9 protein-coding genes are annotated in these 8,474 nt (G+C 58.2%); 6 read left to right on the forward strand and 3 right to left on the reverse strand.

What is annotated here, in order from left to right; all coding sequences use genetic code 11:
- Positions 1 to 60: 60 nt before the first annotated feature.
- Entirely contained in the window at positions 61 to 1,020 is a 960-nt protein-coding gene (locus tag ABYT07_RS17015; protein ID WP_372993230.1) for an L-malyl-CoA/beta-methylmalyl-CoA lyase, read from the reverse strand.
- Between the two features lie 250 nt (positions 1,021 to 1,270).
- On the opposite strand from ABYT07_RS17015, the gene dgcN reads away from it, so the two are divergent.
- From dgcN to ABYT07_RS17035, 4 genes are all read left to right on the forward strand, one after another.
- The gene (gene dgcN, locus ABYT07_RS17020) at positions 1,271 to 2,272 is read left to right on the forward strand and encodes an N-acetyltransferase DgcN (protein WP_372993231.1); all 1,002 of its coding nucleotides are present in this window, start codon (positions 1,271 to 1,273) and stop codon (positions 2,270 to 2,272) included.
- Positions 2,273 to 2,317: 45 nt separating this feature from the next.
- Complete coding sequence (dgcA, locus tag ABYT07_RS17025) at positions 2,318 to 3,283, forward strand: N-acetyl-D-Glu racemase DgcA (protein WP_372993232.1); 966 nt, start codon at positions 2,318 to 2,320, stop codon at positions 3,281 to 3,283.
- A 3-nt stretch (positions 3,284 to 3,286) separates the two neighbouring features.
- The gene (locus tag ABYT07_RS17030) at positions 3,287 to 4,147 is read left to right on the forward strand and encodes a D-amino-acid transaminase (RefSeq protein ID WP_372993233.1); all 861 of its coding nucleotides are present in this window, start codon (positions 3,287 to 3,289) and stop codon (positions 4,145 to 4,147) included.
- Positions 4,148 to 4,305: 158 nt separating this feature from the next.
- Positions 4,306 to 5,250, forward strand: coding sequence for a glutathione S-transferase family protein (locus ABYT07_RS17035; protein ID WP_372993234.1), 945 nt, complete (start codon positions 4,306 to 4,308; stop codon positions 5,248 to 5,250).
- A gap of 94 nt (positions 5,251 to 5,344) precedes the next feature.
- Here the strand turns inward: ABYT07_RS17035 and ABYT07_RS17040 are convergent, their stop codons facing one another.
- Both ABYT07_RS17040 and ABYT07_RS17045 read right to left on the reverse strand, forming a co-directional pair.
- Positions 5,345 to 5,656, reverse strand: a complete 312-nt coding sequence (locus ABYT07_RS17040; protein ID WP_372993235.1) for a DUF1244 domain-containing protein — start codon at positions 5,654 to 5,656, stop codon at positions 5,345 to 5,347.
- 20 nt (positions 5,657 to 5,676) lie between these two features.
- Positions 5,677 to 6,414 (reverse strand): N-formylglutamate amidohydrolase, encoded by a 738-nt coding sequence (locus ABYT07_RS17045; protein WP_372993236.1) that lies wholly within the window; start codon positions 6,412 to 6,414, stop codon positions 5,677 to 5,679.
- A gap of 154 nt (positions 6,415 to 6,568) precedes the next feature.
- On the opposite strand from ABYT07_RS17045, the gene pyk reads away from it, so the two are divergent.
- Positions 6,569 to 8,014, forward strand: coding sequence for a pyruvate kinase (gene pyk / locus ABYT07_RS17050; RefSeq protein WP_372993237.1), 1,446 nt, complete (start codon positions 6,569 to 6,571; stop codon positions 8,012 to 8,014).
- Between the two features lie 47 nt (positions 8,015 to 8,061).
- Positions 8,062 to 8,289, forward strand: a complete 228-nt coding sequence (locus tag ABYT07_RS17055) for a hypothetical protein (protein WP_372993238.1) — start codon at positions 8,062 to 8,064, stop codon at positions 8,287 to 8,289.
- Positions 8,290 to 8,474 lie beyond the last annotated feature (185 nt).

Here is an 8,474-nt window from a genome sequence, read left to right on the forward strand (position 1 = left end):
CCCCCCCCCCCCCCCCCCCCCCCCCCCCCCCCCCCCCCCCCCCCCCCCTTGCCTATAAGCTTAGCGTGCCGCGATCATTTCAGATTGGCGGACAACAACTTCGGCCTGTTTGATGCTGGCGATATCAACCAGACGTCCCTTATAGACCGTGGCCCCTTCGCCTTTGGCTTTCGCCTCTTCCATCGCGGCCAAGATTTCGCGGGCCTCTGCGACGGCTTCATCGGATGGTGTGAACACCTCGTTTGCGATTGCGATTTGTTTGGGATGAATGGCCCATTTTCCGACCATGCCCAAAGTCGCGGACCGGCGTGCCTGCGCCCGGAACCCTTCGTCATCCGAGAAGTCGCCAAACGGCCCATCAACCGGCAGCACGCCGTGGGTCCGGCAGGCCGCGACGATTGCGGCTTGGGCCCAATGCCATGGATCAGACCAATGTTTGGCCCCGTCATGCAGCATGTAGTAATTTTCCTGCGTGCCGCCGATCCCGGTGGTCTGCATCCCCATAGACGCCGCAAAGTCAGCCGCACCCAAGCTCATCGCCTGCAAACGTGGGCTGGATGCGGCGATTTCTTCCACATGGGCAACTCCGGCAGCAGATTCGATGATCACCTCGAACGAGATTTTCTTGCTGCGCCCCTTGGCCGTTTCAATCGCCGTGACCAGCGCGTCAACGGCATAGACATCAGCCGCACAGCCGACTTTGGGGATCATGATCTGGTCCAGCCGTTCGCCTGCCTGTTCCAGCAGATCGACCACGTCGCGGTACCAATAGGGGGTGTCGAGGCCGTTGATACGCACGGACAAAAGCTTGTTGCCCCAGTCCAAATCACTGATCGCCTTGATGATATTTTGGCGCGCGCTGTCTTTGTCAGAAGGCGCGACACTGTCCTCAAGGTCAAGGTTGATCACATCGGCGTTCGAGCTTGCCATCTTTTCAAAGATTGCGGGGCGCGACCCGGGCCCAAACAGCTGACAACGGTTGGGACGGGCGGGCGCGGTAGGCTGGATGCGAAAGCTCATGAGGGAGGCTCCTTGAGTAATAAAGTTACGAATTGCTTGATTGTTCAGCTATTAAATTACGTCGTGCCGCGCAAGTATCATTTCGCAGTTGCAGCATTAGCCGCTTATCTTGGATGCACAAATATCCTGCTAAACGGAAAATATACGCAAATTTCTTGCATCAGTTCTTGCATATGCCTGCAAATTGAAACCCCTTTGCGAGGTAAAGCCACGAGAATGGACCAAAGCCAAACCGACGGAGTATGTCACAATGATCGAAACACCTTATCTTCTTTTTCTAGGCGACGCGCCTGATCAACTGGCTGTCAAAGTGGCGCAGGGAATCAAAGACTGGCGGCCTGATAACGCCGTTGCTCAATTCCGTATGGACGGGTGCAAGGCAGACTTGGGTCTTGCGGACATGACATTGGCGCAAGCGAAAAACGCTGGTGCCAAGACGCTGGTCATTGGTGTGGCAAACCGGGGCGGTATCATCAGCACCGCATGGAAGGCCGTGTTGATCGAGGCGATCGAGGCGGGGTTTGATCTGGCATCGGGCTTGCACAACCTGTTGCGCAACGAACCCGATCTGGCCGCCGCCGCAGAAAAACATGGGCGCAGCTTGCATGATGTGCGGGTGCCGTCGGTTGAATACCCTATCGCTAGCGGCGTTAAGCGCAGCGGCAAACGGGTGCTGGCCGTCGGGACGGATTGTTCGGTGGGCAAGATGTACACAGCCCTCGCGCTGGATGCGGCGATGAAAGAAAAGGGCATGAACAGCAGCTTTCGTGCCACGGGTCAGACCGGGATTTTGATCACTGGCGAAGGCGTGCCGCTGGACGCGGTTGTTGCCGATTTCATGGCCGGTTCGATTGAATATCTGACGCCGGACAACGATGATGACCATTGGGATGTCATCGAAGGGCAGGGCAGCCTGTATCACCTGTCTTATTCTGGCGTGACGCTTGCGCTGATTCATGGTGGCCAGCCGGATGCCTTGATCTTGTGCCACGAACCGACACGCAAGACCATGCGCGGCTTGCCGCATCAGGCCTTGCCCAGCCTGGAAGAGGTCCGCGATACCGCGCTGACGCTTGCCAAGGTCGGGAATCCGGCCTGCAAGGTCGTTGGTATTTCGATCAACACGCAGCACATGTCCCAAGCCGAGGCAGACGCATATCTGGCCGAAGTTGAAGAACGCTTGGGCTTGCCCGCCGTTGATCCCTTCCGTCAGGGTGCCGCTAAACTGGCGGATGCTTTGGAAGCCCTCTGACCGGCCCTTCGGGGAGAGTTTATTTGGCAAAATGAAGGAGCGGGCATGCGTATAGAAGTAAGTCGTGATGTGTTTCGGCTGGCGCAGGTGTTCACCATCTCGCGCGGGTCGCGGACCGAGGCGCAGGTGTTGACGGTAAAGATTTCCGAGGGCGGCGTGACGGGCTGGGGCGAATGTGTGCCCTATGCCCGCTATGACGAGACGTTAGAGAGTGTGATATCCGAGATCGAAGGCCTGCCTGACGTGTTCACTCGCGCAGATCTGTATGATCTGCTGCCAGCAGGTGCGGCGCGCAATGCCGTGGATTGTGCGTTGTGGGACCTTGCGGCCAAACAGACTGGCAAGCGGGTGTGGGAATTGGCTGGCTTGGCAAAGCCGGGGCCAGAGATTACAGCCTATACCCTTTCTTTGGACACACCGGAAAAGATGCAGGCGCAGGCGGCGTTGCATGCGTATCGTCCCCTGCTCAAGATCAAATTGGGCACACACGACGACATGCCGCGGCTTGAAGCTGTGCGTGCAGGGGCCCCTGATGCGCAGATCATCATTGACGCCAACGAAGGTTGGTCGGCGGAAGTTTACGCCGACCTTGCCCCACATTTGGTGCGGCTGGGCGTGTCGCTGGTCGAGCAACCTTTGCCCGCAGGCGAGGATGACGCGCTGATCGGGATGGACCGCCCTGTGCCGGTTTGTGCGGATGAAAGCTGTCATGACCGCAGCAGCTTGCCTAAGTTGAAGGGCAAATATGACGTGGTGAACATCAAGTTGGACAAAACCGGCGGGTTGACCGAAGCACTGGCCCTGCGCGACGCGGCGCTGGCCGAGGGGTATGACGTGATGGTTGGTTGTATGGTCGGATCGTCGCTTGCCATGGCCCCGGCCACCTTGGTCGCGCAAGGTGCAAAGGTTGTTGATCTTGACGGCCCGCTTCTTCTGGCCGAAGACCGTGACAATGCTTTGATATTTGACGCGGCCGGGGTGCATCCACCGTTGGCCAAGCTTTGGGGATAAAAGATGCGGACAGTTTATGTGAACGGCGAATACCTGCCTGAAAACGAAGCCAAGGTTTCGATCTTTGATCGCGGGTTTCTGATGGCAGACGGGGTGTACGAAGTGACCTCGGTTCTGGGTGGCAAATTGATTGATTTCGAAGGCCACGCCATCCGTCTAAGCCGTTCGCTGAACGAATTGGACATGCGCAACCCGATCTCAAAGGACGACCTGCTTGAGGTCCACCGCGAGCTGGTGCGCCTGAACGAGATTGACGAGGGGTTGATCTATTTGCAAGTCACGCGCGGGTCTGACGGGGACCGCGATTTTGCCTTTCCTGATCCCGAAACGACCGAACCGACGATTGTTCTGTTCACGCAGTCCAAGCCCGGTATGGCCGATAGCCCTGCCGCCAAAAAGGGTGCCAAGATCATCAGCATCGAAGACATCCGCTGGGGTCGTCGCGACATCAAAACGGTTCAGCTGCTGTACCCGTCGATGGGCAAGATGATGGCCAAGAAGGCCGGTTGTGATGATGCGTGGATGGTTGAAGACGGGTTCGTGACCGAAGGCACCAGCAACAACGCCTATATCGTCAAGGGCAACAAGATCATCACCCGCGCCTTAAGCAACGACATCTTGCATGGCATCACCCGCGCCGCCGTTTTGCGTTTCGCCAAAGAGGCGCAGATGGAAGTGGAAGAACGCAACTTTACGATTGATGAGGCCAAGGAAGCGGACGAGGCCTTTACGACCTCTGCCAGCGCGTTCGTCATGCCCGTGGTCGAGATTGATGGCGTTGCGCTGGGCGATGGCAAACCGGGCCGCATCGCACCACGCCTGCGCGAGATTTACCTAGACGAGATGCGCAAGGCGGCGGTCTAGGTCGCCACTCCCCGATCCCAGATCGGGCGTGGCGTTGACCATTCCTGACGCGTGCTATTCCAGGGCGCAGCGTGATGCGCATAGCAGGCGCTACCGTCGCTTTCTCTGTGACGGGGGCGGTGCTATGACTAGGGCCGTAGCACAATAAGGATGACCACGTGTCTGACCCAGTTTCCGAGATTATCTTTCACGCCTATCCGCAATCACCTGTTGCCGAAAAGGTGAGGATCGCCTTTGGTATCAAAGGTCTTGCTTGGCGTAACGTCGAGATACCGCGCCTGCCGCCCAAACCGATGCTGACGACCCTTACCGGGGGGTACCGCCGCACGCCGGTCATGCAAATCGGGGCGGATATCTATTGCGACAGCCAGTGCATCATACGCGAACTCGAACGGCGGTTTCCGTCACCGACCTTGATGCCGACAGATGATCAGGGTTTGATGTGGTGCCTAAGCAGATGGACTGACGGTGCCTTGTTTGATCAGACGGTCAGGCATGTTTTGGGGTCGGTTGGGGACCAGCTGGACAAGGATTTCGCTGCGGATCGCGGGCGGCTTTATCTGGGTGAAGACTGGGCCAAGGGGTTGAAGAAAGCGAATGCGGACCTTCCTCATCTTGTTGCACAAATGCGCGCACCGTTGTCGTGGTTGAATGATCAGCTATCCGACGGCCGTGCCTTTTTGCTGGGGGCTGAACCTGCTGCGATTGATGCACAGTTCTACCACGTTGTTTGGTTCTTGCGGGGGCGCTGGGCGGACGGGCCGTCATTCCTTTCGGAATTCACGCATCTGGTGCGTTGGGAAGGGAATGTGCAGGCAGTCGGCCATGGCACCCCAAGCGCGATGTTCCCGGAAGACGCCATCGCGCGCGCGCGCGAGACAGAGCCTCTTGCGCAAGCCGGAGTGGCTGCAAACGAACCGCAAGGCCTGGAGGTTGGGATGCCCGTGACGGTCATGCCTGATGTGAATGGCGGAGAGCAACCGGTCGCGGGAAAAGTGCGTTTCGCCAATGCTGAGACGATTGTGATCGAACGCACCACCGATGAGCTTGGCACCGTTTGCGTACATTTCCCGCGCTCGGGCTACCGTATCGATGTAACCTGACCGCCGATGGTTCAAATCACGCGGCCGGCATCATTGCCGTCCGCGTTTGTATTCTATTCCCAAAGCTTGCTCAGCTTTTACAAAGTGAAAAGCTCTATCGCTTCCCGACATTTTCCTCGAACGCGACCTTAAAGGCTTCTTGCTTTTCGGGCTTTGCGTCCGTCTGGTAGTTGGCTTTCCACTCATCCATCGTCATGCCGTAAAACAGCTCGCGGGCTTCTTGTTTGCCCATCTCGATGCCGCGCTCATTTGCGGCCTCTTGGTACCAGCGCGACAGGCAGTTTCGGCAAAACCCAGTCAGGTTCATCATGTCGATGTTCTGCACATCGGTGCGGTCCTGCATCAGATGTTGTTGCAGGCGGCGAAAGGCGGCAGCTTGGAGTTCGATCTCGGTTTGTGTGGGCATGGTGTCTCTCCTGTTTGAGATCAAAGTTGGGTCTGGGCCAGCGCGGTTTCAAGGATCGGGGCCAAACGATCAGCCCAAACCTGTTGGCCAGCGGCATCGGCGATCAGATCATTGCGCAGTTCTATCAAAACATTGGGGCGGCCATGTCGCAAGGCGTGGCGATCTACTGCGTCGCCGGGCAGATGGCCGGAATAGGGTTCATTGTCGCCGACGGTCAGGTCACGCTCGGACCGCAAAAGGTCCAGCAAGGGGCGGGCCAGCCGCGTGTCATGGGCATAAAGTACGCCAATTTCCCAAGGCCGCAGGCCGCGCCCGCGCAGTTGTGGCGTAAAGCTGTGGATCGACACGATCACGGTTGCAGGGCGCGCGGCCAGTTTGGTCAAGGCATCATGATAGGGGCGGTAGCAGGTGGTCAGGCGGTGCTCGCGCTCTGCCACATCCGCGTGGCGGTTGGCAGGGATGATGGTGCCGTCGTATAGCTTCATCAGCAAGGTCGGGTCGTCTTCGCCCCGGTTGGGGTCAATGACCAGCCGCGAAAAGTTGCTGAAAATTGCAGGCGCATTCAGCCGTTCGGCCAGTGCCGCAGACACCCCGGCGGCCCCGATGTCAAAGGCGATGTGGCGGGCCATGTCCTGCGGCCCCAGCCCCAGGTCGCCATCAGCCACGGTCGGGGGCACCGTATTTGCCGCATGATCGCAGGTCACCAGCCAACGTCCTGGGCGGCTGGCACCCTCGATTGAAAAGGGGGAGTATGTCATTAATTTGCAACCTTTCGCAGCGCATATCTAGGCCAGAGGGGGTAAAATGCAAAGGACCAGTTATCGCTAACATTTTTGCACTCTACTCTGACCCTTAGCCATGATAAACAGCATTTGAATTTAACTGACCGGCCCGGACGAAGGAAAACACAGCATGAAACGCACGCGGAACGTAAAAATAGTTGCCACCCTCGGGCCTGCGTCTGACACGCACGAAATGATCTCTGCGTTGCACCTTGCTGGGGCGGATGTGTTTCGCCTGAACATGAGCCACGGCAGCCATGATGAAATCCGCATCAAGCATAGGATCATCCGGCAGATCGAAGAAGAAACGGGGTCGACCATTGGCATCCTTGCCGACCTTCAGGGGCCAAAGCTGCGGGTCGGCGTGTTTTCCGGCGATAGCGAACAACTGGTCGAGGGGGCGGCGTTCCGTCTGGATCTGGACGAGGCCGAAGGCGACGCCAGCCGCGTGTGCCTGCCCCACCCCGAGATTTTCGCCGCTCTTGAACCGGGGGCCAGCCTGCTGGTCAACGATGGTAAAATTCGCCTCAAGGTCAAGGATTGCGGGCCTGATTTTGCAAATTGCGAGGTCGTCATCGGCGGCGTGATTTCGAACCGCAAAGGCGTGAATGTGCCTGACGTGGTGCTGCCACTGGCGGCCTTGTCCGACAAAGACCGCGCGGATCTTGAATTCGTGTGCGAACTTGGCGTTGACTGGCTTGCCCTCAGCTTTGTGCAGCGCCCCGAGGATGTGCTTGAGGCGCGTGACCTTGCCAAAGGCCGTGCTGCGTTGCTGTCAAAGATCGAAAAGCCGTCAGCCGTGGCGCGGTTTGATGACATTCTGTCCGTTAGTGACGGCATCATGGTGGCGCGTGGGGATCTGGGTGTGGAACTGCCGGTGCAAAACGTGCCGCCGATCCAGAAGCGACTAGTGCGCAAATGCCGTGCCGCAGCCAAGCCGGTGATCGTCGCCACCCAGATGCTGGAATCGATGATCGAAAGCCCGATGCCCACCCGCGCCGAAGTCTCGGACGTGGCGACCGCGATTTACGAGGGTGCGGATGCGGTAATGCTGTCGGCTGAATCGGCAGCAGGGGCCTATCCGATAGATGCGGTTAAAACGATGGATAACGTCGCGACCGAGGTCGAGATGGATCCGACCTATACCCAGATCATCGAATCTTCGCGCACGGCTGACCGGATGACAGTGGCCGATGGCATTGTCGCCGCGGCCCGCGAGATCGCTGAGACGACCAACATCAAGGCAATCTGTTGCTTTACCCAAAGCGGAACCACCGGCTTGCTGATCGCCCGCGAACGTCCCCGCGTGCCGATCATCGCCATGACCCCGCTGGTCAAAACCGCCCGGCGTCTGGCGCTAAGCTGGGGCACGAACTGCATCATCACCGACCGACTGGACCGCTTCAAGATGGCGGTGGTCAGTGCCGCCCGTGCGGCGCGTGAGGAAGGCTATGCTGGCCCAGAGGATCTGATCGTCGTGATTGCGGGCGTGCCGTTCAACGTCGAAGGCAGCACGAATATCTTGCGTGTCGCCCCCTGCGACGAGCGTTTGATCTTTAACACTGATCCGGAGTAAACTTTGCGCGTTGATTAAAATCATGACTCGGCAAAGGTATTCTTTAAATGGACTCTGATCTGGCACTTGTTCTGGGACTGGCTCTTGCGGCTTTGTCGATCCCTTCGATTATATCGGCGTTTTCGGATTCCCGGGCACCGCGTGCCTCTGTCCTTACGATCTTGATTGCGGGAGGTTTAATTGTTTATGCTATCCGGTCACACCCCGGTGGCTATGCGCTGGATGATATCCCTGACGCCGTTGTGCATGTGATCGCGCGCTATAAGTTCTGGTAAGCATCCGGCATTGCCTTTTGGGCTTGCCATAGCCGCCAGTCCCTCCTATACGCCAGCTTCGTTCCGCGCGTCCGGCCCACGTGGCATGCCGAGTCGCGCATCTACCGAACTCAAGTCAAGGAGACGGAAATGCCCAAGATGAAGACCAAGTCGAGCGCTAAAAAGCGCTTTAAAGTATCGGCGAC

The organism is Sulfitobacter sp. (assembly GCF_041552635.1).
Taxonomy (GTDB): Bacteria; Pseudomonadota; Alphaproteobacteria; order Rhodobacterales; family Rhodobacteraceae; genus Sulfitobacter.